At 60.9% G+C, this 23,239-nt stretch carries 23 protein-coding genes and 1 tRNA gene; 12 read left to right on the forward strand and 12 right to left on the reverse strand.

The window, feature by feature from the left end; translation table 11 throughout:
* Nucleotides 1-56: 56 nt before the first annotated feature.
* Entirely contained in the window at nt 57-1,310 is a 1,254-nt protein-coding gene (locus tag C5748_RS24020; RefSeq protein ID WP_105745082.1) for an aspartate kinase, read from the reverse strand.
* A 177-nt stretch (nt 1,311-1,487) separates the two neighbouring features.
* Here C5748_RS24020 and ubiG point away from each other — a divergent pair, with 177 nt between their 5' ends.
* Nucleotides 1,488-2,231: a bifunctional 2-polyprenyl-6-hydroxyphenol methylase/3-demethylubiquinol 3-O-methyltransferase UbiG gene (gene ubiG / locus C5748_RS24025; RefSeq protein ID WP_105745084.1), complete on the forward strand. Its 744-nt coding sequence runs from the start codon at nt 1,488-1,490 to the stop codon at nt 2,229-2,231.
* A 135-nt stretch (nt 2,232-2,366) separates the two neighbouring features.
* Here ubiG and C5748_RS24030 read toward each other — a convergent pair whose 3' ends face one another.
* From C5748_RS24030 to C5748_RS24045, 4 genes are all read right to left on the reverse strand, one after another.
* Nucleotides 2,367-2,792 (reverse strand): DUF1178 family protein, encoded by a 426-nt coding sequence (locus tag C5748_RS24030; RefSeq protein WP_105745086.1) that lies wholly within the window; start codon nt 2,790-2,792, stop codon nt 2,367-2,369.
* Entirely contained in the window at nt 2,789-3,661 is an 873-nt protein-coding gene (locus C5748_RS24035; RefSeq protein WP_105745088.1) for a carbon-nitrogen hydrolase family protein, read from the reverse strand. Before C5748_RS24035 ends, C5748_RS24030 begins: the two co-directional genes overlap by 4 nt.
* A 12-nt stretch (nt 3,662-3,673) precedes the next feature.
* Nucleotides 3,674-3,940, reverse strand: coding sequence for a glutaredoxin 3 (gene grxC, locus C5748_RS24040; RefSeq protein WP_105745090.1), 267 nt, complete (start codon nt 3,938-3,940; stop codon nt 3,674-3,676).
* 103 nt (nt 3,941-4,043) lie between these two features.
* A complete protein-coding gene (locus tag C5748_RS24045; RefSeq protein ID WP_105745092.1) occupies nt 4,044-4,802 on the reverse strand; it encodes a ComF family protein in 759 nt (252 codons plus the stop codon).
* 142 nt (nt 4,803-4,944) lie between these two features.
* On the opposite strand from C5748_RS24045, the gene C5748_RS24050 reads away from it, so the two are divergent.
* On the forward strand, nt 4,945-5,847 hold the full coding sequence (locus tag C5748_RS24050) for a methyltransferase domain-containing protein (protein WP_105745172.1): 903 nt from the start codon (nt 4,945-4,947) through the stop codon (nt 5,845-5,847).
* Nucleotides 5,848-5,897: 50 nt separating this feature from the next.
* Here C5748_RS24050 and C5748_RS24055 read toward each other — a convergent pair whose 3' ends face one another.
* The 5 genes from C5748_RS24055 to C5748_RS24075 all read right to left on the reverse strand — a co-directional run bounded on the left by C5748_RS24055 (nt 5,898) and on the right by C5748_RS24075 (nt 9,949).
* On the reverse strand, nt 5,898-6,221 hold the full coding sequence (locus C5748_RS24055; protein WP_105745094.1) for a hypothetical protein: 324 nt from the start codon (nt 6,219-6,221) through the stop codon (nt 5,898-5,900).
* Nucleotides 6,222-6,331: 110 nt separating this feature from the next.
* A complete protein-coding gene (locus tag C5748_RS24060; RefSeq protein ID WP_105745174.1) occupies nt 6,332-6,751 on the reverse strand; it encodes a (deoxy)nucleoside triphosphate pyrophosphohydrolase in 420 nt (139 codons plus the stop codon).
* Nucleotides 6,752-6,776: 25 nt separating this feature from the next.
* Nucleotides 6,777-7,535: a GNAT family N-acetyltransferase gene (locus C5748_RS24065; RefSeq protein WP_199194889.1), complete on the reverse strand. Its 759-nt coding sequence runs from the start codon at nt 7,533-7,535 to the stop codon at nt 6,777-6,779.
* Nucleotides 7,536-7,661: 126 nt separating this feature from the next.
* Nucleotides 7,662-8,903 carry a bifunctional glutamate N-acetyltransferase/amino-acid acetyltransferase ArgJ gene (gene argJ / locus C5748_RS24070; protein ID WP_105745098.1) on the reverse strand — a complete coding sequence of 414 codons (1,242 nt, stop codon included), beginning with the start codon at nt 8,901-8,903 and terminating at the stop codon, nt 7,662-7,664.
* 125 nt (nt 8,904-9,028) lie between these two features.
* Nucleotides 9,029-9,949, reverse strand: coding sequence for a peptidylprolyl isomerase (locus tag C5748_RS24075; protein WP_105745100.1), 921 nt, complete (start codon nt 9,947-9,949; stop codon nt 9,029-9,031).
* Nucleotides 9,950-10,332: 383 nt separating this feature from the next.
* On the opposite strand from C5748_RS24075, the gene secA reads away from it, so the two are divergent.
* From secA to bspF, 3 genes are all read left to right on the forward strand, one after another.
* The gene (gene secA, locus C5748_RS24085) at nt 10,333-13,059 is read left to right on the forward strand and encodes a preprotein translocase subunit SecA (RefSeq protein ID WP_105745102.1); all 2,727 of its coding nucleotides are present in this window, start codon (nt 10,333-10,335) and stop codon (nt 13,057-13,059) included.
* A 183-nt stretch (nt 13,060-13,242) separates the two neighbouring features.
* Nucleotides 13,243-14,664, forward strand: a complete 1,422-nt coding sequence (locus tag C5748_RS24090; RefSeq protein WP_105745104.1) for a lipopolysaccharide biosynthesis protein — start codon at nt 13,243-13,245, stop codon at nt 14,662-14,664.
* Nucleotides 14,664-15,950, forward strand: a complete 1,287-nt coding sequence (bspF, locus tag C5748_RS24095; RefSeq protein ID WP_105745106.1) for a type IV secretion system effector crotonyl transferase BspF — start codon at nt 14,664-14,666, stop codon at nt 15,948-15,950. The genes C5748_RS24090 and bspF overlap by 1 nt, the downstream gene beginning before the upstream one ends.
* 65 nt (nt 15,951-16,015) lie before the next feature.
* Here bspF and C5748_RS28675 read toward each other — a convergent pair whose 3' ends face one another.
* Both C5748_RS28675 and C5748_RS24105 read right to left on the reverse strand, forming a co-directional pair.
* A complete protein-coding gene (locus tag C5748_RS28675) occupies nt 16,016-16,771 on the reverse strand; it encodes a hypothetical protein (protein ID WP_105745108.1) in 756 nt (251 codons plus the stop codon).
* A gap of 159 nt (nt 16,772-16,930) precedes the next feature.
* Nucleotides 16,931-17,005, reverse strand: a tRNA-Gly gene (locus tag C5748_RS24105).
* A 315-nt stretch (nt 17,006-17,320) separates the two neighbouring features.
* On the opposite strand from C5748_RS24105, the gene C5748_RS24115 reads away from it, so the two are divergent.
* The 7 genes from C5748_RS24115 to C5748_RS24140 all read left to right on the forward strand — a co-directional run bounded on the left by C5748_RS24115 (nt 17,321) and on the right by C5748_RS24140 (nt 23,145).
* On the forward strand, nt 17,321-17,839 hold the full coding sequence (locus C5748_RS24115; protein ID WP_105745112.1) for a prolyl-tRNA synthetase associated domain-containing protein: 519 nt from the start codon (nt 17,321-17,323) through the stop codon (nt 17,837-17,839).
* A 153-nt stretch (nt 17,840-17,992) separates the two neighbouring features.
* Nucleotides 17,993-18,970: a thioredoxin gene (trxA, locus tag C5748_RS24120; RefSeq protein ID WP_105745176.1), complete on the forward strand. Its 978-nt coding sequence runs from the start codon at nt 17,993-17,995 to the stop codon at nt 18,968-18,970.
* Nucleotides 18,971-19,112: 142 nt separating this feature from the next.
* The gene (locus C5748_RS24125; protein WP_105745114.1) at nt 19,113-19,799 is read left to right on the forward strand and encodes an LON peptidase substrate-binding domain-containing protein; all 687 of its coding nucleotides are present in this window, start codon (nt 19,113-19,115) and stop codon (nt 19,797-19,799) included.
* A gap of 57 nt (nt 19,800-19,856) precedes the next feature.
* Complete coding sequence (locus C5748_RS24130; RefSeq protein ID WP_105745116.1) at nt 19,857-20,048, forward strand: Trm112 family protein; 192 nt, start codon at nt 19,857-19,859, stop codon at nt 20,046-20,048.
* Nucleotides 20,045-20,170, forward strand: a complete 126-nt coding sequence (locus tag C5748_RS29260; protein ID WP_280953501.1) for a hypothetical protein — start codon at nt 20,045-20,047, stop codon at nt 20,168-20,170. Before C5748_RS24130 ends, C5748_RS29260 begins: the two co-directional genes overlap by 4 nt.
* Before the next feature lie 64 nt (nt 20,171-20,234).
* Nucleotides 20,235-21,347 (forward strand): 3-isopropylmalate dehydrogenase, encoded by a 1,113-nt coding sequence (gene leuB / locus C5748_RS24135; protein ID WP_105745117.1) that lies wholly within the window; start codon nt 20,235-20,237, stop codon nt 21,345-21,347.
* A gap of 763 nt (nt 21,348-22,110) precedes the next feature.
* Nucleotides 22,111-23,145: an aspartate-semialdehyde dehydrogenase gene (locus C5748_RS24140; protein ID WP_105745119.1), complete on the forward strand. Its 1,035-nt coding sequence runs from the start codon at nt 22,111-22,113 to the stop codon at nt 23,143-23,145.
* Nucleotides 23,146-23,239: the final 94 nt, after the last annotated feature.

A 23,239-nucleotide genomic window follows, 5' to 3' on the forward strand; every position in this document is an offset into this window, starting at 1 on the left:
ATTCTTTGTGAGCATTTTTAATGCGTGCGTCTAGGGTATAAAACCCTATGCGGGCATTAATGTTTATCCAGCCCGTATACCGAGTGGAGCGTGCGCACGGCCAGTTCGGCATATGGCCCGTCGATCAGGATCGAAATCTTGATTTCCGACGTGGTGATGGCGCGGATGTTGATGCCCTTTTCAGCCAATGCCATGAAGGCGGTGGCGGCGACGCCCGCATGGCTGCGCATGCCGATGCCGATAACCGAAACCTTGACCAGGCCCGCTTCCGACTGGATCGCATCGAAGCCGACTTCGACCTTCGCCTTTTCAAGAACGGCGACCGCCTTGTCGAGGTCGCCGGTCGGCACGGTGAAGGTCATGTCCGTCTTCGAGCCGTCCTCGGAGATGTTCTGCACGATCATGTCGACATTGATGTGCGTTTCGGCGAGCGGCCCGAAGATCGCCGCCGACACGCCGGGCCTGTCGGCCACGCGCCTCAGCGATATCTGCGCTTCGTCCTTCGCATAGGCGATACCGGTGACGACCTGCTGTTCCACGATTTCTTCCTCGTCGCAAATGAGCGTTCCGGGCGGGTTGATCGGATCACCCATGCCCGGCGCATCGGGGTCTTCGAAACTGGAGCGTACGAAGGTACGCACCTTGTGTACCATGGCAAGCTCGACGGAGCGAACCTGCAGCACCTTGGCGCCGAGCGAGGCCATCTCCAGCATTTCCTCGAAGGAAATCTTGGCAAGACGCCGCGCTTTCGGCTCGACGCGCGGATCGGTGGTGTAGACGCCATCGACATCGGTATAGATATCGCACCTGTCTGCTCTCACTGCCGCCGCGATCGCCACCGCGCTGGTGTCCGAGCCGCCGCGCCCCAGCGTCGCGATGCGGTTGTCCGGCCCCAGTCCCTGAAAGCCGGCGATGACCGCCACCTGGCCTTCGCCGAAGCGCTCAACCAGGAACGAACCGTCGATCTCGATGATACGCGCCGCGCCATGCGCATTGTCGGTACGGATCGGGACCTGCCAGCCCTGCCAGGAGCGGGCATGGATGCCCATCGATTGCAGCGTGATCGCCAGAAGCCCCGCGGTCACCTGCTCGCCGGACGCCACGACGGCATCATATTCGCGCGCGTCGTGCATCGGCGACGCGGCGCGCGTCCAGGTGACGAGTTCATTGGTCTTTCCGGCCATCGCCGAGACGACGACGGCGACCTCGTGGCCTGCCTCGACCTCGCGTTTGACGTGACGCGCCACATTCCGGATGCGGTCGATATCGGCCACCGAAGTGCCGCCGAATTTCATCACGATGCGCGCCATTATAGGATTTGTCCCGAGAGGCTTGAGAATTGCTACCAATCTCTGCCGGATTACCCAGCAGAGGAACCGCGCGTCACATAGCCAAAATGCGGACAAACCGCAAGCAGACGCGATGATTTGCGACTTGACTTTACTGCTGACGCGGTCGACTCCAGGAGCGACAGGAAGGAAACCGCCATGGCCGAGACCGCCCGCACCACCATCGATTCCGCCGAGGTCGAACGTTTTTCACGCATCGCCGCCGAATGGTGGAACCCGCAAGGCAAGTTCCGGCCGCTGCACAAATTCAACCCGACCCGCCTCACCTACATCAAGCAAGAGATCTGCGCCGCATTCGGGCGCGATCCGCTTGCTCCCCGCCCGCTCATAGGTCTGCGCCTGCTCGATATAGGCTGCGGCGGTGGCCTTCTCTGCGAGCCTATGGCGCGGCTGGGCGCAACCGTGATCGGCGCCGACGCCTCGCAGACCAATATCGAGGTGGCCAAAATCCATGCCGCGACAAGCGGCCTCGATATCGACTACCGCGCCACCACGGCGGAAGCGCTGGCCGAGGCGGGCGAGATGTTCGATGTCGTCCTCAACATGGAAGTGGTCGAGCATGTCGCCGATGTCGATCTCTTCATCTCCGCCTGCGGCGCGATGGTCAAACCCGGCGGCCTGATGTTCGTCGCCACGATCAACCGCACGCTGAAAGCGCTGGGCCTCGCCATCATCGGCGCGGAATATCTCCTGCGCTGGCTACCGCGCGGCACCCATCAATATGAAAAGCTGGTGCGTCCGGAAGAGCTGGAAAAGGCCCTCCAGACCGCCGGACTGAAGATCACCGACCGGCAAGGCGTCACCTATAATCCGCTGACCGACAGCTGGAGCCGCTCGCGCGACATGGATGTCAATTATATGGTGCTGGCGAGGAAAGAGTGAATGGTGAATGGTGAATGGTGAATGGTGAATGGTGAATGGTGAATGGTGAATGGTGAATGGAAGAAAATCACCAACGCCGTGCACGGCAATAGTTGTTTACTATTCACTATTTAACCATTCACCATTCACTCTCTTTCAATTCCGATCCTCGGGAAACACCGGTAACGGCATGATCTCGACGCCCTCGTCGACCAGCGCCGTCACCTCCTCGCGTGTCGCCTCGCCATAGATGCCGCGCGGATCGGTTTCGCCGAAATGAATCTTGCGCGCTTCCTCTGCGAATTTGTCGCCGACAAAATCAGCACCCTCGCGCACCTTCCGGCTCAACTCGCGCATTTGCTCGATGAGCGCGCGCTGCGCCTCGCCCATGCCGACGGCGATCTTCTCGTTAGCCCGCGACGTCGAAACGGAAGGCGCCATCAGGGCCTTCTCGACCTTCAGTGAACCGCAGACCGGACAGGAAACGAGCTTGCGCGCCGCCTGGGCGTCGAAATCCTCGTTGTTGCGGAACCAGCCTTCGAATTCGTGTTCCTGATCGCAAAGAAGCGTGAAATGAATCATGACGCCGCAATGCTCTCTTTCTTCTTTTCCACCTGCGCCTCAGCGATGCGGAGGCCGAAGGCACGCGCATTTTTCAGATTGGGCACCTTGCGCCGTGCCGCAGCACTTTGGGCAATATCGATATCGGCGACGATCACCGCCGGCTCGTCATGGTCGGCCTCGGCCAGGATCTCGCCCCATGGCGAAACGATCAGCGAATGGCCATAGGTCTCGCGTCCGTCCTCATGCAGCCCGCCTTGCGCGGCGGAGATGACGAACGCGCCGTTCTCGATGGCGCGGGCGCGCTGCAGGACATGCCAATGCGCCTCGCCGGTCTGCCGGGTGAAGGCCGCCGGCGCCGTCAGGATCGAAGCGCCCGCTTCCACCTGCGCCCGGAAGAGCTGCGGAAAACGGATATCGTAGCAGATCGCCAGCCCCATCCGTCCGAAAGGCAGATCGGCAAGCACCGTATCGACGCCCGCCGCATAGACCGCCGATTCACGCCAGCTCTCGCCATTGTCGAGATCGACGTCGAACATGTGGATCTTGTCGTAGCTGGTGATCTTCTTTCCATCCGGGCCGAACAGGAAAGCCCGGTTGGCGATCCGGCCGTCGTCGGCCGCGATCGCCGTCGAGCCGATATGCAGATAGATGCCGTGGCGCGCCGAAAGCTGCGACGCCGCCTTGACGACGAGATCGTTCTCCTCGTCGCGCAACACGGCGGCAAGCCCCTCGCGGCTGCGCTGCACGGCACCCGTCATCTCGGGCGTCTGCACGTAATGCGCGCCCTGTGCCGCGGCATCGCCGACAAGGCGGTCGAGTGTCGCTACATTGCCTTGCGGATCGATGCCCGAACGCATCTGGATGGCGGCAGCGCGGAAAGTGCTCATGCTTTCAATCCTTTAAACAAGTTCGCCCGTGATCAGGAGATTACCGAGACGGCCCTCGCGCTCCAGCGCATGAAGCTCGTCGCAGCCGCCCACATGCACGTCGCCGACGAAGATCTGCGGAAACGTCATTCGTCCCGACCGCTGTATCATCTCCTGGCGGAATTCAGGCGACACGGTCGCGTCATGTTCGGTATAGGCCACGCCCTTTTTCTCGAGCAGGCGCTTGGCCGCCGTGCAGAAACCGCACATCTGGCGCGTATAGATCGTCACATCAACCATGAAACTCTCCAACTTCCGACAGTCTATATAAGCGCCGGAAGTCTTTGCCGAAAGCCCCCCGGCTAACAAGTTCGGGCGAAGATCGCCCCTCTCCATATCGCGCCTACATATCGGGCAGAACCCGGCTGAAGGTGAGGATATCGACGGAAGCGGCATGGGCGCGCAACAGCGCCCGCGTCGCCGCCTTCACCGTAGCGCCTGTGGTATAGACGTCGTCGATCAGCAATATGTTCCGGCCGCTGATCTTGATTGCCTCGGCTTGCGGAACGCGAAAGGCCCCGCTCACATTGCGCTGCCGCTCGGTGGTGGCAAGGCCGACCTGCTGGCGCGTGCGCTTGACGCGCAACAACGCCTCCGGTTCGAACGGCTTGTCCGTCTGGCGGGCAACTGCACGGGCAAGCTCCGCCGCCTGGTTGAAGCGCCGCGCCCAGAAGCGGAAAGCGTGGAGCGGTACGGGCACGATGACATCGCAATCCGCGATCAGTTCGCCGCCGGCACGCACCATCCATCTTGCCATCCACGGCGCCAGATTGGTCTGATCGTGATATTTAAGCCCGACGACCATGCGGCGCGGCACGCCGTCATGAACAACTGCCGCCCGCACCCGCTGGAAGGGCGGCGGATCGGCGATGGCCTCCGCCGACAGGAAATTCTCGCCGAGATCATGCGCGAACGGCGTCCCCATCACCGCGCAATAGGGACGATCGATGAAGCGCAGCCGCGACCAGCATGTACCGCACACCGTTCCCGGATCAGACACTTCGCGGCCGCAGCCGGAACATTGCGGCGGAAACAGCAGCCCCGCCACCTGCTCCGCCAAAAACCCGGCAATCCCGCGCGGGGCCTTCCCCGGGCCGTTCATTGCCCTTCACCCCCATCATGCCCATCATGCCCATCATGCATTGCAATCGCCCCCGTTCGGACGCATTTAGTGCTCGTCACGCACGCAAATGCGTGCACGCATCATGCCGGAATGCACGGACAAGGGAAAGACAGGCAATCGCATGCAGGAAAACGCTCTGTTCGACCGCAAGCTGATCCAGCTTCACCGCAGGCGCGCCCTGGCGAAATTCGCCCCCGGCACGGATTTCCTGCTGGCGCGCGCGGCGGACGATCTCGAAGACCGCCTTGCCCCCGTCGAACGCCGCTTTCCCATCGCTGTCGATCTGGGCGGCCATACGGGACTTGGCGCGCAAGCCATCGCGCGGTCCGGCAAGGCCGACGAGATCATCCGCATCGAACAGGATCGAGCCTTTCTGCGCGGACCCTTCCCCGCCATCGTCGCCGATGACGAAGCGCTGCCGCTTGGGGCCGCCAGCGCCGATCTGATCGTTTCGCTCCTGTCCCTGCAACTGACCAACGACACACCAGGCGCATTTTTCCAGATCCGCCATGCGCTAAAGCCGGACGGGCTTTTCCTTGGTGCGATGGCCGGCGGCGGCACGCTCGGCGAACTGCGTGAAAGCCTGCTTGCAGCGGAAGTGGAGCAGGCCGGCGGTGCATCGCCCCGCGTCGCGCCGTTCGCCGATGTGCGCGATGTAGGTAGCCTTTTGCAGCGGGCGGGCTTCGCCCTTCCCGTCACCGATGTCGAAAGCTTCACGGTCCGCTACGATAACATGTTCGCGCTGATCGCCGATTTGCGCGCCATGGGCATGCAGAACAGCCTTCTCGGGCGGTCGCGCAAGCCGGTATCGCAGCGCTTCTTCCTGCGCGCCGCCGATATCTATGCCGAACGGTTCAGCGATCCGGATGGACGCATCCGCGCCACCTTCTCCATCGTCTGGATGTCCGGCTGGGCGCCGCATGCTTCACAGCAGAAGCCCCTGAAGCCCGGCTCAGCCAAAGCATCGCTGGCCGCGGCTCTCGAAGAGGCGGAAAAATCGGAAAAGCCCGACGAAAACACCTGAATCAGGCTTGGTTTTCTTCGAGTTATGGGAAGAAAACGGCGTCCTGTTTCTCAGCAATCATCGCTCTTGGTACCGTCCGAATGGATGATGCAGACGGTCTGCGGCGAAGCCTGCAGCACACTCTTGCGCACGGTATAGGCACGCGAATTCCGGATCGATCCCGTCGAGATCGAATCCACGCCACTCGGGAACAGCGTTTGCGACGCGACGTCATTGGAACGGTTGTTGAGAATGGGAACGAGGATCAGCGCCAGCGCGATCGCGGCGGAACCGAACAGCAGCGCGATCCGCAATGCGCCGGAACGCGCTCCCGCAATGGAATTCGGGTAATATTCACTGTGATCCGTTTTAAAGGAATGGTCGTCAAAACCCATACTGGCAAACTCCGGTCCCGTCCGGCCCTGAAGATGCCGTATCCTGGTGAAAGATCGATTAACGGAAGCCGGCTTTCAGAGCGGAATTCAGTCAGAAAACCGGTGGAAATTCAGAGAAGATCGATCAGGAACGGGATGAGCGGCTCGTCGGCCGGCGGCATCGGATAATCGCGCATGTCGCGCGGCCGCACCCATTTCAGCGCCTGGCCTTCCAGCGGACGCGCAATCCCTTCATAGCGCCGGCAGATATAGAGCGGCATCAGGAGATGGAAATCGTCATAGGAGTGGCTGGCGAAGGTAAGCGGCGCCAGGCAGGCGGGCTTGGTGATGATGCCGATCTCTTCCTCGAGTTCTCGGATCAGCGTCGCCTCAGGCGTCTCGCCATGCTCGACCTTGCCGCCCGGAAATTCCCAGAGCCCGGCGAGCGGCTTGCCTTCGGGGCGCTGCGCCAGAAGAACGCGCCCATCCGCATCGACCAATGCGCAGGCTGCAACGACGAGAATGCGGCGCGCCGGCCTTTCGCTCTTCATGATCGCTTCGTCCTTCATGATCGGCTCATGATTCGGGGCTTTCCCGGTAAGCATAGCGATAGATTTCCCCAAAGCCGAAGCCTTCATAGAGCGCCCGGCCCGGTGCATTGGCCGTCTCGATCTGCAGCCAGGCGGTCTTCGCGCCATGCTTGCTCGCCCATTTGAGCGCGGAGGCGACGACGGCGCGTGCATGGCCGTTCCTGCGGCTTTTGCTCGAGGTGCCGATGTCGAAAAGCCCGGCCATCGCGCCGTCGTGAACGCAAAGCGCCACCGAAACCGGCCGCCCGTCATCCTCGATCACGAACATGCCCTTGACCGGACGGATTCCGTTGAGCAGTTCCGAGAGCCCGGGGCGCAGCGCCGGGTCGCGTTCGTGCACCTTGAGCGAGGCATCGACGAAGCGTCCGACGTCCCGCAGGGGAATCTGGTCAATCGTCGCGGTGAAATCCATTGCGGCCAGATCGGCGGTCATCACGATGGTTTCATCGAAACGCCCCCAACCCTTGCTCGCGAGATAATCGTCGAGTTCCGGCGGAGACAGCGGAGACAGCCTGAAGACCGGACGCCGTCCATAGGCCCGGAACCGCTGCGCTGCGCGTTCGACACGCACCGGAATATCGCGGATATCGGCCGGGTCGAGCGGATTGATCGAATTGAGCCGCTTCGACGGGTGCGCCGCGGTCATGCGGATCGCCCATGTTCCGTCATAATGCACCGACGTGGCCGGCCATGCGCGGAAGCCGACGGCCTCGATCTGCCGCACCGTTGCGAGATCCGGCATCAGCAAGTCCCCTTAGAGCAAATCCGGGAAAAGTGCGAAGCGGTTTTCCGTCCGGATTTGCGTAAAAACAAAGAATGAGAGCGGTTCCCCGTTTCCATCAAAACAGGAACCGCTCTGGCGATCCACGACCTAGCTACGGTAATCGCCATTGATCGCCACATATTCTTTCGTCAGGTCGCAGGTCCAGACCGTCGCCTTGCCGCGGCCAAGCCCGATATCGACGTGGATCCTGATATCCTCGTTCTTCATATAGGCGGAGGTGTCGGCCTCGGAATAAGTCGGATCGCGCTCGCCCTGATGGGCGACGCGGATATCGCCGAACCAGATCGCCAGGAGATCGCGGTCGGCTGGTTCGCCGGCCTTGCCGACCGCCATGACGACGCGGCCCCAATTGGCGTCTTCGCCGGCAACCGCCGTCTTCACCAGGGGCGAGTTGGCGACCGAGAGCGCGATGCGCTTGGCCGATGCCGCCGATTTGGCGCCGCTCACATGCACTTCAACCATCTTGCGCGCGCCTTCGCCGTCACGCACCAACTGCAGCGCCAGCGAATGCAGGACGCGGCCGAGCGCTTTGGCAAAATCGGCAAGCCGCTTGTCGCCGAGCTCGGTGACGGCGGGCGCGCCACGTGTCGCCGCTCTTCCCGTCGAAAACAGCATCAGCGTGTCGGAGGTCGAGGTATCGCTGTCGACCGTCACGCAATTGAAGCTTCCGCCAACCGCTTTGTTGAGAAGCGCCTGCAGGACCGGGGCCGCGATCGGTGCGTCGGTCACCACGAAAGACAGCATCGTCGCCATATCGGGTGCGATCATTCCCGCCCCCTTGGCGATGCCGTTGATCGTCACCGGCACACCGCCGAAAAGCACGGTCTCGGTCGCCACCTTCGGATAGGTATCGGTGGTCATGATCGCCTTTGCGGCATCGAGCCAGCGATCGGCTCCAGCGTCCTTCGCCATACCGCCGAGGAGATGGGAAAATTTGCCTGCATCGAGCGGTTCGCCGATCACGCCCGTCGATGCCAGGAAGATCTCGCCGGATGTGCAGCCGACCGCAGCCGATGCGGCAGCGGCGGTCGCAGCCGTCGATTCGCGCCCCTTCTTGCCGGTGAAGGCATTGGCGTTTCCCGAATTGACCACCACGGCGCGCGCCTTGCCGGCGGCAAGATTCCGCCGGCAGAAATCAACCGGCGCCGAGGGACATTTCGAGCGGGTGAACACGCCGGCCGCTTCCGCTTCGCTGTCGAACACGAGGAGCAGCACATCCGTGCGCCCCTTATATTTGATGCCCGCCTCGGCGGTGGCGATGCGCACGCCCTCTATGGCGGGCATCGCCGGATAGTGTTTTGGAGCAAGAGGAGAAACGGACGCCGACATGAATGCCTCTAGAAGCTGTCAGAACTAACTTGAAACAACTCCCTCTCAGACCGTCATTCTCGGGCTTGTCCCGAGAATGACGGTAAGACAAGAAGCATATCGAAAGGATGAAATGCCCAAGCGGCTTACTGCTTCGGCGCTTCCCCGGCAGGGGCTGCCTCTCCTTCGCCATTTGCCTGCTTCATCGCCTTTTCGGTCGCCGGATCGGCATAGGTCACCTTGAGACCATCCCGCAGCTTCTTCACCAGGTCGACATAGCGCTCGCGCATGATGACCGAACGCACCTGATCCTTGACCTGATCGAATGCCGGAGGCTGCTGGGTGCGCTTGTCCTCGAGCTTGATCACATGGAAGCCGAACTGCGTCTTCACCGGCTCCTTGGTATAGGAACCCGGCTCCAGCGCGAAAGCGGCCTTTTCGAACTCGGGCACCATCTGGCCCTGGCCGAAATAGCCGAGATCGCCGCCCTGCGCGGCGGAGCCGTCGGTCGAGCTTTCCTTGGCCAGATCCTCGAATTTCGCGCCGCCGTCGAGTTTCTTGATGATGGCCTCGGCTTCTTCCTTGGTCTTCACCAGGATATGACGGGCGCGGATCTCGTTTTTCGGCGGCGTCGCGGCGATCTCCTTGTCGTAGCGGGCGTGAACATCCGCATCGGTGATCTTGTCGACGATCTCTTTCTTGAAATATTCATTGTGCAGGGCACGGTCGTTGAGGAAAGCCATGCGCTGCTTGAACGCGTCCGTCTGGTCGAGCTTCTCGGCTTTGCCCTGGGTGGCGAGCGCCTTGATGTCGATGAGCGCGGCAAGTGCGGCAAGCCGGCGCTGTTCGTCGGGCAGGCGCGAGAACTGCGGATCGAGATCGTTCGATGCCTGGTCCACCTCTCCCTGCGTGATGGTTTCGCCATTGACGGTCGCCAGAACCTTGGCAGGATCGTTGGCGGCGTCGGCGGCGCCTGCCGCCTTGTCCTGGGCGGATGCGCCATATGTCGCGGTCGCGATCAGAACGGTTGCAGCGAAAGCGGAAAGGGCTTTACGATAATGGGTCATAGGGTCACTCCTTCGAAGGCCTTACGGCCCCATGAATGCGGCGGAATTTTGCCTGGAACGTTTCCGTTACGGCGGTTCGACCGAAAAGGAAACGTCCCATCGTTGGATAGAGAGAGCGCATTTTCCCTTGATCGGACGGTTCGTCCGGCCCGGAATGCGCCGAGGGAACAAAGCGCGGAGAGGTTTCCGCCCGATGCTTCAACGTTGACATCGCTCGACCCCCCTCTTATCTGTCCATCGGCTTTGCGTCCAGAGAGATTGCCGGAAGACGTGCGCCCGGATGAGTGGTCAGGCCAGCACTTTTCTTGCAAATGTTTCGATGAGAGTGAATAAAGCCTTCGACAATGCCGGATACCGGCTGAACGGATGAGAAAGGACCAGTGATGGTCAGCTTCGGCGGTCTAGCCCGCAAGATTTTCGGTTCTTCCAATGACCGTCGCGTCAAAGGCCTGCGTCCGCGCGCCGATGAGATCACCGCGCTCGAAAAGGACTATGAGGCCCTGACCGACGACGAGCTCAAGGCCAAGACGGCGGAATTCCGCGCAGCACTCGAAAATGGCCGAAAGCTCGACGATCTCCTGCCGCAGGCCTTCGCCACCGCGCGTGAGGCCGCCAAGCGCGTTCTGGAGATGCGCCCCTTCGACGTGCAGCTCATCGGCGGCATGGTGCTGCATAATCGCGGCATCGCCGAAATGCGCACCGGCGAAGGCAAGACGCTGATGGCGACCCTGCCCGTCTATCTCAACGCGCTCGAGGGCAAAGGCGTCCACGTCATTACCGTCAACGACTACCTGGCGAGCCGCGACGCGGAATGGATGGGCCGTCTCTACAATTTCCTCGGGCTTACCGTCGGCGTCATCGTCCACGGCCTCGACGACGATCAGCGTCGCGAAGCCTATGCCTGCGACATCACCTACGGCACGAACAACGAATTCGGCTTCGATTATCTGCGCGACAATATGAAGTATGAGCGCGCCCAGATGTGCCAGCGCGGCCACAATTATGCGATCGTCGACGAGGTCGATTCGATCCTGATCGACGAGGCCCGCACGCCACTCATCATTTCCGGCCCGCTCGAGGACCGTTCCGATTTCTACAACCTCATCGACACCTTCATTCCGCGGCTCGAACCTGCGGATTATGAAATCGACGAGAAGCAGAAGACGGCGACCTTCACCGAAGAAGGCACCGAGAAGCTCGAAAACCTGCTTCAGGAAGCCGGCCACCTCAAAGGTGAAGGGCTTTACGATATCGAGAACGTCGCCATCGTCCACCATGTCAACAATGCGCTGCGCGCCCATACCCTGTTCCAGCGCGACAAGGATTATATCGTCCGCAACGACGAGATCGTCATCATCGACGAATTCACCGGCCGCATGATGCCGGGCCGGCGCTATTCCGAGGGATTGCATCAGGCGCTGGAAGCCAAGGAACACGTCACCATCCAGCCGGAAAACCAGACGCTGGCCTCGATCACCTTCCAGAACTATTTCCGCATGTACAACAAGCTTTCCGGCATGACCGGCACGGCCAACACCGAAGCGGAAGAGTTCGGCAACATCTACGGCCTGGAAGTGACCGAGATCCCGACCAACCTTCCCGTCCGCCGTATCGATGAGGACGACGAGGTCTATCGGACTGTCGAGGAGAAGTACAAGGCCATCGTCAGGGACATCCGCGAGGCGAGTGCCAAGAACCAGCCCATACTGGTCGGAACCACTTCCATCGAGAAGTCGGAACATCTGGCCGAACGGCTGCGCCAGGATGGGATCGAGAACTTCCAGGTGCTCAACGCCCGCTACCACGAGCAGGAAGCTTTCATCATCGCCCAGGCCGGTGTTCCCGGCGCCATCACCATCGCCACCAACATGGCGGGCCGCGGCACCGACATCCAGCTCGGCGGCAATGTCGAGATGCGCGTTCGCCAGGAACTGGCCGATATGCCGGAAGGCCCTGAGCGCGATGTCAAGATAGAGGCGATCAAGGCCGATATCGCCAGGCTGAAAGAGCTGGCGCTTGCCGGAGGCGGACTTTACGTCCTGGCGACGGAACGCCACGAAAGCCGCCGCATCGACAATCAGCTGCGCGGCCGTTCGGGCCGCCAGGGTGACCCCGGCCGCTCGAAATTCTTCCTGTCTCTGCAGGACGATCTCATGCGCATCTTCGGCTCCGACCGTATGGACGGCATGCTGCAGAAGCTCGGCCTCAAGGAGGGCGAGGCCATCGTCCACCCCTGGATCAACAAGGCGCTGGAAAAGGCCCAGAAGAAGGTCGAGGCGCGCAACTTCGAAATCCGCAAGAACCTGCTCAAATATGACGATGTGATGAACGATCAGCGCAAGGTGATCTTCGAGCAGCGTCTGGAGCTGATGGATGGCGAGAGCCTCAGCGAAACCGTCGCGGAGATGCGCCAGGAAGTGGTCGAGGATCTGGTTCGCACCCATATTCCGGAAAATGCCTATGCGGAAAAGTGGGATATCGACGGGCTCAAGGAAGCCGTCCGCACCCAGCTCAATCTCGACCTGCCGGTCCATGAATGGGCCCAGGAGGAAGGCATCGCCGAGGAAGAGATCCTTACCCGGCTGAGCGAGGCCACGGAAAAGGCGGCCGCCGAGCGTGCGGAACGCTTCGGTCCGCAGGTCATGGCCTATGTCGAGAAATCCGTCATCCTGCAGACCGTCGATCATCTGTGGCGCGAGCATCTGGTCAATCTCGACCATCTGCGCTCCGTCGTCGGTTTCCGCGGCTATGCCCAGCGCGACCCGCTGAACGAATACAAGACCGAAGCTTTCGAGCTCTTCCAGAGCATGCTCGGCAATCTCAGGCAGGCCGTCACCGCACAGCTCATGCGTGTCGAGATCGTGCGTGAGGCCGCAGAGGCGCCGGAGCCGAGCCCTCCGCCGATGTTCGGCCAACATATCGACGGCACCACCGGCGAAAACGACTTCAGCGATGGCGAACTGCTGGTGCGGCACGAAGATGCGCGTACCGTCGATCCGGCGGAACGCAACCCGACCGATCCCTCCACCTGGGGCAAGGTCGGGCGTAACGAGCCCTGCCCCTGCGGATCGGGCAAGAAATACAAGCATTGTCACGGCACGTTCGCCTGACACGCCCGTTCGACGCAATGAAAAGCCGCGTATGATGGGCGGCTTTTTGCCATGGTTGCCCTGTATATAGCCGCCCTATGATCACCTTATCGTCGCGGCGTCAAACGGGCGGAAACCTGGCGAACCGTTTTTAAAGATTCTTGCCCTAGCCTGTGTCGGTTCGACTGGCGGAGAACTATTCCTTTGCGTTTTTCTGCGGCTACAGCAGCAGACCGGCTCCTGCCGGAAAGATTCTCGTTGCGCCTCCGTCCGCTGACGGAGCGCGTCGATATGCTGTTGGCTGCCTCCAACCCGCAGGCGGCCGCCCAGCGCTCCTCGCTGACGGCCTTTTCCGTGCGCATCGTCAGCGCGGCGATCGCGCTTGCCGCGCAGATCATCCTGGCCCGCTGGATGGGCGAATTCGAATACGGCATCTTCGTCTTGGTCTGGCTCACCGCCATCATCATCGGCAATCTGTCCTGCCTCGGCTTTCACACCACCATCATCCGCTACGTACCCGAATATTTCGAGCGCAACCTGGTCGATGAGGTCCGCGGCATCCTGTGGACCGGTCGGGTCTTCGGCATCGCAGCCTCGACCCTGGTGGCGCTCGCCGGCGCTCTCGGTGTTTTTCTCCTGCGCGACCACATGGAGAACTATTATGTCGTGCCGTTCTATCTCGGGCTGGTCTGCGTGCCGATGATCGCGCTCGGCGACATGCTGGACGGCACGGCGCGGTCGCGCTCATGGGTGCTGACGGCGCTGACGCCGACCTATATCGCAAGGCCCCTCCTCTCCCTCCTGTTCATGGTGGCAGCGGTCCTGATCGGCTTCGCGCCGACGGCGGTGACCGCACTCCTCGCCGCGATCCTGGCAACCTATGTGACGACGGTCTGCCAGCTCACCATCGTCAGCGGCAGCCTTGCCAGGATCATCCCGGCCGGCGCGCGCAGCCTGCATCTGCGCGAGTGGTTCGTCGTCTCCGTGCCCATCTTCCTGGTCGAAGGCTTCTTCTTCCTGCTCATCAATGTCGACGTGCTGATGGTCGGCCATTTCATGGACCCCGGCCATGTCGCGGTCTATTTCGCCACCGTCAAGATCCTGGCGCTGGCGCATTTCGTCTATTTCGCCGTGAAGGCCGGCGTCGCCCAGCGCTATTCGCAGCTGCTGCATGGCGGCGACCATGATCGTTTCGCCCGGTTCGTCCGGGATTCGGTCAAATGGACCTTCTGGCCGACACTCGTCATCGGCGTCGTCCTGCTCCTCCTCGGCAAACCGCTCCTGTGGCTGTTCGGCCCCTCCTTCGCTGAGGGCTATCCGCTGCTCTTCGTGCTGATCATCGGCGTCATCGCGCGCGCCAGCGTCGGGCCGACCGAAAGCCTGCTCAACATGTCGGGCAATCAGAATATCTGCGCAGCACTTTATGCCGTCGCGCTCTGCATCAACGTCGCGCTCAATATTCTGCTCATTCCGCGTTTCGGCCTGTTCGGCGCGGCGATCGCAACGGCGGTCGCCATGGCATTCGAGGCCTCGTCCCTTTCCCTGACGGTGTATCGCCGCCTCGGCGTTCCCATGTTCATCTTCGCCCCCGCGGCGAAAATCTCCCGACCGGAGGAACAATTCTGATGGTAGCCATTCCCATTCTCGAAGAAGCAGCGGGAGGATCCACCGCACGTCTCGTCTCCGAACTCGCCGAGACCGATGCAATGGGCGATGTCGCCAAGAAGCTGGAGGAAAGCCTCGGGCCGCGCGACATCCCCCGCAAACTCTCGATCTATGGCGCATCGGCCGGCTTCGAGCTTCTCGAAGAGCTCGAATATCTCACCTACCGCACGATCGAGCCCAACATCTTCTTCAATCCGAGCTTCCTCGCACCGGCCATGCCGCGCCTTGATGACCGCCAGGTGCGGTTCATGGTCATGCGCGACGAAAACGAGGTGAGAAGCCGTCTGCGCTTCCTGATGCCCTATACGATCGAGCGCCCCGGCATCACCGTTTCGGCACCGATCATCCGCGCCTGGGCCACGCCTTTCGGCCCGCAAGGCACGCCGCTGATCGACCGCGACGATCCGGTCAGCGTCCTGGAGGATTTGTTCGACATCCTTTCGCGCAAGCATCTCAAGATGCCCGAAGTGCTGGTCCTGCCCGATATGCGCGCCAACGGCCCGGTCGCGCAGCTCATCCGCAGCATCGCCATCGGCCGCAACCTGCCGCTCGCATCCATCGAGCGCGCGCAGCGTCCCTTCCTGGAAAGTCAGATGGAGGGCGACAATTACCTGCAGAACGCCGTCGGCTCGCATCATCGCCGCGACTACAAGCGGCTGTGGAGAAAGCTCGCCGGCCAGGGAACCCTCACCTACAGCGTCGCCCGCAGCCCTGACGAGATCCGCCAGCGTTTCGAGGATTTCCTCGCGCTCGAAGCCAAGGGCTGGAAGGGCAAGCGCGGCAGCGCCATGGCCGTCGACCGCTACCGCGCCGCCTTTGCCCGCGAGGCCGTCAACCGTCTGGCCGAGCGCGACCTCGCCCGCATCCATACGCTCGAATTCGAAGGCAAGGTCATCGCCATCCTCATCGTCTTCATCGAATCGGGCGAGGCCTGGACATGGAAAACCGCCTATGACGAGAGCCTGCGCGCCTATTCACCCGGCACATTGCTGATGATCGAGGTGCTGAAGAACCATCTGGACGATCCCAATATCGCCCGCACCGATTCCTGCGCCGTCCCCGATCACCCCGTCATGTCGCGTCTCTTCCACGAGCGTGAACCCATCGAGACGCTGGTGATCGGCCTCCATCCCGGAGCTAATCGCGCAGCGCAGCAGGCCGCATCGCAGATCCATCTCTACCGGCGCACGCTCGACCTCGCCCGCATCGTCCGCAACCGCATCCGGAATCTTACGGGGAGGCATTAGCTCCGCAGGCTGGCGCCTTCTGCGTCTCGTTGCACCTCTTGAAATACTAATGACCACGGAGAGGCTCACGGAGTAGCCGACACTCCTAATTGGCTTAGCCTGCTCAGGGCGAGCACAAACAGTACCCCTACTATCATAAAGACTAGGCGCTTAGTGAAGGCGAGAGGAGGAGCCACCATTACGACAATCAAGCCACAAATAACCGCAAATGCACCGGCGATCACAATTGAGGCTGCCTCAGATACATTGGATTGCCCTCCTGCATGTACGGAATATCCAAAGATATAGCTGAAGACCAGCATACAAGCCGCTACCATAAGAGAACACCATAACGGCCATCCCCGCAAGCCAATGATAATTGCCACGCAATACATCGCATGGCCAAAAATAATGAACCCATACGGAAAACGAGCGATTATGGGAGCTATCGTCGGTGTTGAAAGAGCAAGCGCTACTAGAATTCCATCCGCGATGTATACAACTACACCCAAAAGCACCCTAATGTTAAGGAGGTTACTCCGGCGAATTGGCCAGTCCTCGTAAGCATTTTGCCTAAACTGATTTTCGACCCGCGCACCAATCGCAATGGTGCTGACAAATATCGCCATTGCTATCATCGCGGTTGCCCCTGCTGTGACTTGAATACCTGAAAGCCCAACCAGTCCTGATATCAGCGGTGTTATAAGCGCGCTCCATTTAGCGGTAAGCCAATTAGCCCATTGAGCTAAATCTAAAATCCCCTGCAGATTTGAAACCAGCGTCAGAGCGCCACCGCAAATCCCCAGCCATGTCAAGATCGAATGCCTAACCGCCTGAAACATGGTCCCCCCCTCTATGGTCGCCCCCGACCGTCTAATTCAGGCAAAATTGCTGTTGCCTGAGGATACCATTGTGATCCCGCAACAGCCCAAAATGGTGGGAAAATGAACTCCAGATAAGCAAAAAGCCCCGCAATGCGGGGCTTTTGAAGTGCGAGAAACTGGAGCGGGCGAAGGGATTCGAACCCTCGACCCCAACCTTGGCAAGGTTGTGCTCTACCCCTGAGCTACACCCGCTCGCGCCAGCTAGTCGCCTAAGCCGGGCCTATATGGCGCAACAACCTGCCGAATGCAACAGAAAATCGACAGGGAAATGCAATTGTTTCGCCTGTCGTGAATTCCCCGGAATTTGCCCGAAAAAATGCAGCAGCCATATGCGCCGACACGCATATCGGTTCCCGCAATCGCCGGAATCGCGCCGAAATGGCGGGCATCCGCATAAATGGCGGTCCTCAATCCCACAGACTCCGCCGGAAAATGATTCCGTTTTGCCGGATCATGCTGTAGACCTGTCACATCCGACCATTCCCCTGATGAAGACCGCAAGTTCCCATGCCCAAAACACCTGATGAACTCTTCGCCTTCCTCGACCAACTCAGGATCAAGGTGAAAACGGTGACGCACCCGCCGCTTTTCACTGTCGCCGATTCGCAATCGCTGCGCGGCGAGATCGAAGGCGGGCACACCAAGAACCTCTTCCTCAAGGACAAGAAGGACAATTTCTTCCTCGTCACGGTCGAGGAAGACGCCGTCGTCGACCTGAAGACGGTGCATACGCTGATCGGCGCGGCGAGCCGCGTCTCGTTCGGCAGACCCGAGAAGCTGATGGAATATCTGGGCCTGCTCCCGGGTTCGGTCAGCACGCTCGGCGCCATCAACGATACGCAGGAGAAGGTGAAAATCATTCTCGACGAGGCGTTGATGCGGCATGATATCATCAATGCCCATCCGCTGACCAATGAGGCGACCACATCGATCGGCCGCGACGATCTGGTCCGCTTCCTGCGCGCCACCGGACACGAGCCGGAAATCCTGCCGGTCGCCACCCCAGCGGATGCGCTGACGCAGTAGGATTCGGGAATAAAACGATCGGGCGAGGCTTGAAACGCCGGAGCCCGGACACGAACTGACCAGTTGAAGGAATTCGGCGCCGGAGAGGTCGCGATAAACGCCGACACCCGGCTCCCCGCAACCCGCAACCCGCAACCCGCAAAGGGATGGACGATGAGCAGTGAAAGCAACCCGTTCGCCGGCATGGGCGGCCAGATGAGTGCAAGCGTTTCCTATGGAAGTGCACCGGGGCCCGCAAACGGTGCGACACCCGCCGGCGGTCTGATCAAGGAAACGACAACAGCGGCGTTTCCGGCGGATGTCATCGCCGAATCGCGCAATCAGCCGGTGCTCGTCGATTTCTGGGCGCCATGGTGCGGCCCCTGCAAGCAATTGACGCCGGTTCTGGAGAAGGTCGTCACCGAGGCTGGTGGAAGCGTCAAGCTGGTCAAGATGAACATCGACGATCACCCGGCCATCGCCGGCCAGCTCGGCATCCAGTCGATCCCAGCCGTCATCGCCTTTGTCGATGGCCAGCCGGTCGATGGCTTCATGGGCGCACTGCCGGAATCCAAGGTGAAGGAATTCATCGCCAAGATCGCAGGCCCCGGCGGCGGAAAGGAAGCGGCGATAGAAGAAGCGCTTGCCGCCGCAGCCGAGCTTGCCGGCCACGCGGATTTTGCCCAGGCCGCGCAGATCTATTCCGCCGTTCTGCAGGAAGCGCCCGACAATGTCGCCGCCATGGCCGGACTGGCGAACTGCCTGTTTGAAGCAGGCGATACCGAAAAGGCGCGCCAGGTGCTGGACCAGGTACCTGACGACAAGAAGGAGGACGCGGCGATCCGTGCCGTGGAAGCCAAGATGGCGCTGGCCGAACAGGTCGCCACCCTTGGCGATCCCGTCGCGCTCGAAGCAAGGCTGGCAAAGGACCCGGGCGACCATCAGGCGCGGTTCGACCTCGCCATGATCCGCAATGCGCAAGGCAACCGCATGGAAGCCGCCGACGCGCTTCTGGCGATCATGAAGGCGGATCGCGCCTGGAACGATGATGGCGCACGCAAGCAATTGCTACAGTTCTTCGATGCCTGGGGGCCGACCGACGCGGCAACGCTCAGTGCACGCCGGAAATTGTCTTCGCTGCTTTTCTCCTGACAGGCACGGATAAGACAGTGGAAAACCGATGGACGATACGGCTTGAGTTTGTGCCGTTGCGCCCCATCTCTTGGGTAGAAATCACGGATATGCCGCTCGAACGATCGAAACGATCGGGCCGGCGGCTTTGGGAGTGGCATTCATGCAGGCGGGCAACGCCCATTACCGCACAATGAAGGATATCCCGGAAATCATTCCGGTCTTTCCGCTGAAGGCGGCGCTGCTTTTGCCCAACGGGCAGATGCCGCTCAATATTTTCGAGCCGCGCTATCTCGAGATGCTCGATGCGGCGATGGCCGGAAAACGCATCATCGGCATGATCCAGCCCTGCCTCGATGGCGACCGGAAAGCCGGCGCGCGAAAGGAACGCAAAGTGCCCGATCTCTGCGAAGTCGGCTGCATGGGCAGGATCACCACTTATGCCGAGACCGGCGACGGCCGCATTCTGATCACTCTGCAGGGCATCTGCCGGTTTCGCGTTCTCGACGAGATGGTGAACCGCCTGCCCTTCCGCCAATGCCGCATCGCGCCTTTCCTTGCCGATCTCGAAGAGACTGCCGGAGCCGAGGAGATAAACCGCCAGGCACTGCTCAAAGCCTTTCGCGACTATCTCGACGCCAACAATCTCGACGCCGACTGGGACGGCATCTCGCGCGCCGGCAACGAGACATTGGTCAACGCGCTGGCGATGATGTCGCCCTTCGGGCCAGCGGAAAAGCAGGCGCTGCTCGAAGCCGCCGATCTCAAGACGCGCGCCGAAACGCTGATCGCGCTCACCGAAATCGCACTGGCCAGGGAAAACGACGATTTCGGCTCCAGTCTCCAATAGCCGGCCTTCAATAAACCGGCATGCAGTGACGGCACCGTTCCTCAAGGAAACATCGATATGAGCCCAGCCAGACAACCACACGCCATCGACCCGAAGCTCCTCGACCTTCTTGTCTGCCCCCTGACCAAGGGGCGCCTCACCTATGATAAGGAGCATGGCGAGCTCATTTCGGAAAAAGCCAAACTCGCCTATCCCGTACGCGACGGCATTCCCATCATGCTGCCTTCGGAAGCCCGCAGCATCGAATGACGGAGCGCCGCTACAGCCGTTTCGATTTTGAGTTGCCATGCCTCAACGATGCCCTGATTGCTGCGATGGAAATATGGGGGCTGTTATTGCTCCATCTCAATCCTCACATCCAGCGCAGTTGAAATGCCGCCGCCGCTTGGTCTATGACACGCCGGAAATCCTTTTCTCCAGCGAAGGCGCGACATCATGGCATCCAGAAAACTTCTCCTCCTGCCTGGCGACGGCATCGGCCCCGAAGCAATGGCGGAGGTCCGCAAGATCATTGCCTATTTCAATGCGGATCTGGGCTTGGACTTCGAACTCGATGAGGGGCTGGTCGGCGGCTCCGCCTATGATGCGCATGGCAAGGCGATCTCGGAAGAAGACATGGGCAAGGCGCTCGCCGCCGACGCCGTGCTGTTCGGCGCGGTGGGCGGCCCGAAATGGGACAGCGTCGCTTACGATGTGCGCCCCGAGGCCGGGCTTTTGCGCCTGCGCAAGGACATGGCGCTGTTCGCCAATCTGCGCCCGGCGATCTGCTATCCAGCCCTCGCCGCGTCTTCCTCGCTCAAGCCGGAAGTCGTCGAGGGTCTCGATATCCTCATCGTCCGCGAACTGACCGGTGGCGTCTATTTCGGCGAGCCGAAGGAGATCATCGATCTCGGCAACAGCCAGAAGCGCGGTATCGACACGCAAATCTATGACACTTTCGAGATCGAGCGCATCGCCGGCGTCGCCTTCGAGCTTGCCCGCGCGCGCGGCAACAAGGTCACCTCCATGGAAAAGCGCAATGTCATGAAATCGGGCGTTCTGTGGAACGAGGTGGTCACCGCTACGCATAAAGCGCGTTATTCCGACGTCCAGCTCGACCATATGCTGGCCGATGCCGGCGGCATGCAGCTCGTGCGCTGGCCCAAGCAGTTCGACGTCATCGTCACCGACAATCTGTTCGGCGACATGCTGTCGGATGTGGCGGCCATGCTCACCGGCTCGCTCGGAATGCTGCCGTCAGCCTCGCTGGGCGCGCCCGACGCCAAGACCGGCGCCCGCAAGGCGCTCTATGAGCCGGTGCACGGCTCCGCCCCGGATATATCAGGCAAGGGCATCGCCAACCCCATCGCCATGATCGCCTCACTCGCCATGTGCCTGCGTTATTCGTTCAACCTGATCGCCGAGGCCGACCGCCTGGAAGCTGCGATCTCCGGCGTTCTCGACGACGGCCTGCGCACCGCTGACATATGGTCGCAAGGCTCGACAAAGATCGGCACCACTGAAATGGGCGACGCGATCCTTGGCAAGTTCAAGGCGCTTTCCGCGTAATTCCTTCCATGAAACAGAAGGCCCGGCGCGAACGATCGCACCGGGCCTTTTAGAGCGGTTCACTTTCAGATGAAAACGATGCGTTCAGGCGTTCCTCACTCTTGACGGTGGCAAACACCCTATTCCAACCGTAGCAACAGCGGCATTGTTGAGACATGGATTCCTGTGACAAGCACAGGAATGACGGAAATGGAGATGGCTTCGCCCCTATAACAACCGTTCTGCAGCGGAAACGCCTGCGATTGACTGCCCGCACCTAAACTTCCGTCATTCCTGTGCTCGTCACAGGATTCCATGCCTCGTCATCTCCACAGTTCCGGCGGTGCAGAATGGTAAGGCTAGACGATTCCATCAAAACAGGAACCGCTCTATTATCAGCGGATTTGGCGATCGGTCGCTGGAGACCAATGCCATACAGGGCTGCTCAACCCAGTTTGAAGCCCGGCCGATCGGCGAGCAAGAGGGCAATTGACTCTTTCCAGAAACGGGGTACAAGCACCAACGGACAAGGAGAACTCCCGCGTGTATCGCGTAATTGCTGCGCCAGCTATGTCTCATCTCTCCGGCCTTGCCGCCGGATGTGGGCGCATGTTCTCCCTTTCCACGAACTTCACGGCCAAAACCACCACGAAAACGACCGCCAAAACGGTCTGATTTCCCTTGGCCTGCTCGCCCTCTCCCCGGGTCTGGTCTTGGGGACAAGAGCAACCCGCATGGCCACCGGGTTCGTGTCTGAAAAGCGGAGAGGGACAGGAGAAAGCAAATGGGTTTCAAGATTGCGGTTGTCGGCGCCACCGGTAGTGTGGGCCGCGAAATGCTCAATATCCTCGATGAACGCGGCTTCCCCGCCGATGAGGTCGTGGCGCTCGCCTCGCGCCGCAGCCAGGGCACGGAAGTCTCCTATGGCGACCGGACACTGAAGGTGAAGGCGCTCGACGCCTATGATTTCTCCGATACCGACATCTGCCTGATGTCGGCCGGCGGATCGATTTCAAAGGAATGGTCGCCGAAGATCGCCGCGCAGGGCTGCGTCGTCATCGATAATTCGTCGGCCTGGCGCTACGATCAGGATGTGCCGCTGATCGTGCCGGAAGTGAACCCCGACGCCATCGAGGGCTTCCGCAAGCGCAACATCATCGCCAACCCGAACTGCTCGACGGCGCAGCTCGTCGTGGCGCTGAAGCCGCTGCATGACGCGGCCACGATCGAGCGCGTCGTCGTCTCGACCTATCAGTCGGTATCGGGCGCCGGCAAGGAAGGCATGGACGAGCTGTTCGAGCAGTCGCGCGGCGTGTTCGTGGCCGATCCGATCACCACGAAGAAGTTCACCAAGCGCATCGCCTTCAACGTCATCCCGCATATCGACGAATTCATGGAGGACGGCTATACCAAGGAAGAGTGGAAGATGGTGGCCGAAACCAAGAAGATGCTCGATCCGAAGATCAAGCTGACGGCAACGGCTGTGCGCGTGCCGGTCTTCATCGGCCATTCCGAAGCCGTCAACATCGAGTTCGAAAAGCCGATTTCGGCCGAGGAGGCACGGGAAATCCTGCGCGATGCGCCGGGCTGCCAGGTGATCGACAAGCATGAAGACGGCGGCTATATCACGCCCTACGAATCCGCCGGCGAGGATGCCACCTTCATCTCCCGCATCCGCGAGGACATCACGGTGGAGAACGGCCTTGCCATGTGGATCGTCTCGGACAATCTGCGCAAGGGCGCCGCCCTCAACACCATCCAGATCGCCGAACTGCTGATCACCCGCGGATTGGTCAAGCCGAAGGCGCTTGCCGCATAAAACGTTTCTCCGTCATCCTCGGGCTTGTCCCGAGGATGACGGAGAAAATCGGGCAGAGTGGCGGTAAGCCCTTGAAATTGCAAGGACAGTAGAT

This window comes from Phyllobacterium phragmitis (assembly GCF_002980495.1).
GTDB lineage: Bacteria > Pseudomonadota > Alphaproteobacteria > Rhizobiales > Rhizobiaceae > Paramesorhizobium > Paramesorhizobium phragmitis.

What these genes read in the sequence shown, in the direction of transcription:
- C5748_RS24050 (WP_105745172.1), top strand. Translation starts at nt 4,945, where the DNA reads ATGCAGGAAAACGCTCTGTTCGACCGCAAGCTGATCCAGCTTCACCGC.
- bspF (WP_105745106.1), top strand. Translation starts at nt 14,664, where the DNA reads ATGGTAGCCATTCCCATTCTCGAAGAAGCAGCGGGAGGATCCACCGCA.
- secA (WP_105745102.1), top strand. Translation starts at nt 10,333, where the DNA reads ATGGTCAGCTTCGGCGGTCTAGCCCGCAAGATTTTCGGTTCTTCCAAT.
- argJ (WP_105745098.1), bottom strand. Translation starts at nt 8,903, where the DNA reads ATGTCGGCGTCCGTTTCTCCTCTTGCTCCAAAACACTATCCGGCGATG.
- C5748_RS24075 (WP_105745100.1), bottom strand. Translation starts at nt 9,949, where the DNA reads ATGACCCATTATCGTAAAGCCCTTTCCGCTTTCGCTGCAACCGTTCTG.
- C5748_RS24140 (WP_105745119.1), top strand. Translation starts at nt 22,111, where the DNA reads ATGGGTTTCAAGATTGCGGTTGTCGGCGCCACCGGTAGTGTGGGCCGC.
- C5748_RS29260 (WP_280953501.1), top strand. Translation starts at nt 20,045, where the DNA reads ATGACGGAGCGCCGCTACAGCCGTTTCGATTTTGAGTTGCCATGCCTC.
- C5748_RS24035 (WP_105745088.1), bottom strand. Translation starts at nt 3,661, where the DNA reads ATGAGCACTTTCCGCGCTGCCGCCATCCAGATGCGTTCGGGCATCGAT.
- C5748_RS24045 (WP_105745092.1), bottom strand. Translation starts at nt 4,802, where the DNA reads ATGAACGGCCCGGGGAAGGCCCCGCGCGGGATTGCCGGGTTTTTGGCG.
- C5748_RS24060 (WP_105745174.1), bottom strand. Translation starts at nt 6,751, where the DNA reads ATGAAGAGCGAAAGGCCGGCGCGCCGCATTCTCGTCGTTGCAGCCTGC.
- C5748_RS28675 (WP_105745108.1), bottom strand. Translation starts at nt 16,771, where the DNA reads ATGTTTCAGGCGGTTAGGCATTCGATCTTGACATGGCTGGGGATTTGC.
- C5748_RS24030 (WP_105745086.1), bottom strand. Translation starts at nt 2,792, where the DNA reads ATGATTCATTTCACGCTTCTTTGCGATCAGGAACACGAATTCGAAGGC.
- trxA (WP_105745176.1), top strand. Translation starts at nt 17,993, where the DNA reads ATGAGCAGTGAAAGCAACCCGTTCGCCGGCATGGGCGGCCAGATGAGT.
- C5748_RS24125 (WP_105745114.1), top strand. Translation starts at nt 19,113, where the DNA reads ATGCAGGCGGGCAACGCCCATTACCGCACAATGAAGGATATCCCGGAA.
- C5748_RS24130 (WP_105745116.1), top strand. Translation starts at nt 19,857, where the DNA reads ATGAGCCCAGCCAGACAACCACACGCCATCGACCCGAAGCTCCTCGAC.
- grxC (WP_105745090.1), bottom strand. Translation starts at nt 3,940, where the DNA reads ATGGTTGATGTGACGATCTATACGCGCCAGATGTGCGGTTTCTGCACG.
- ubiG (WP_105745084.1), top strand. Translation starts at nt 1,488, where the DNA reads ATGGCCGAGACCGCCCGCACCACCATCGATTCCGCCGAGGTCGAACGT.
- leuB (WP_105745117.1), top strand. Translation starts at nt 20,235, where the DNA reads ATGGCATCCAGAAAACTTCTCCTCCTGCCTGGCGACGGCATCGGCCCC.
- C5748_RS24055 (WP_105745094.1), bottom strand. Translation starts at nt 6,221, where the DNA reads ATGGGTTTTGACGACCATTCCTTTAAAACGGATCACAGTGAATATTAC.
- C5748_RS24115 (WP_105745112.1), top strand. Translation starts at nt 17,321, where the DNA reads ATGCCCAAAACACCTGATGAACTCTTCGCCTTCCTCGACCAACTCAGG.
- C5748_RS24020 (WP_105745082.1), bottom strand. Translation starts at nt 1,310, where the DNA reads ATGGCGCGCATCGTGATGAAATTCGGCGGCACTTCGGTGGCCGATATC.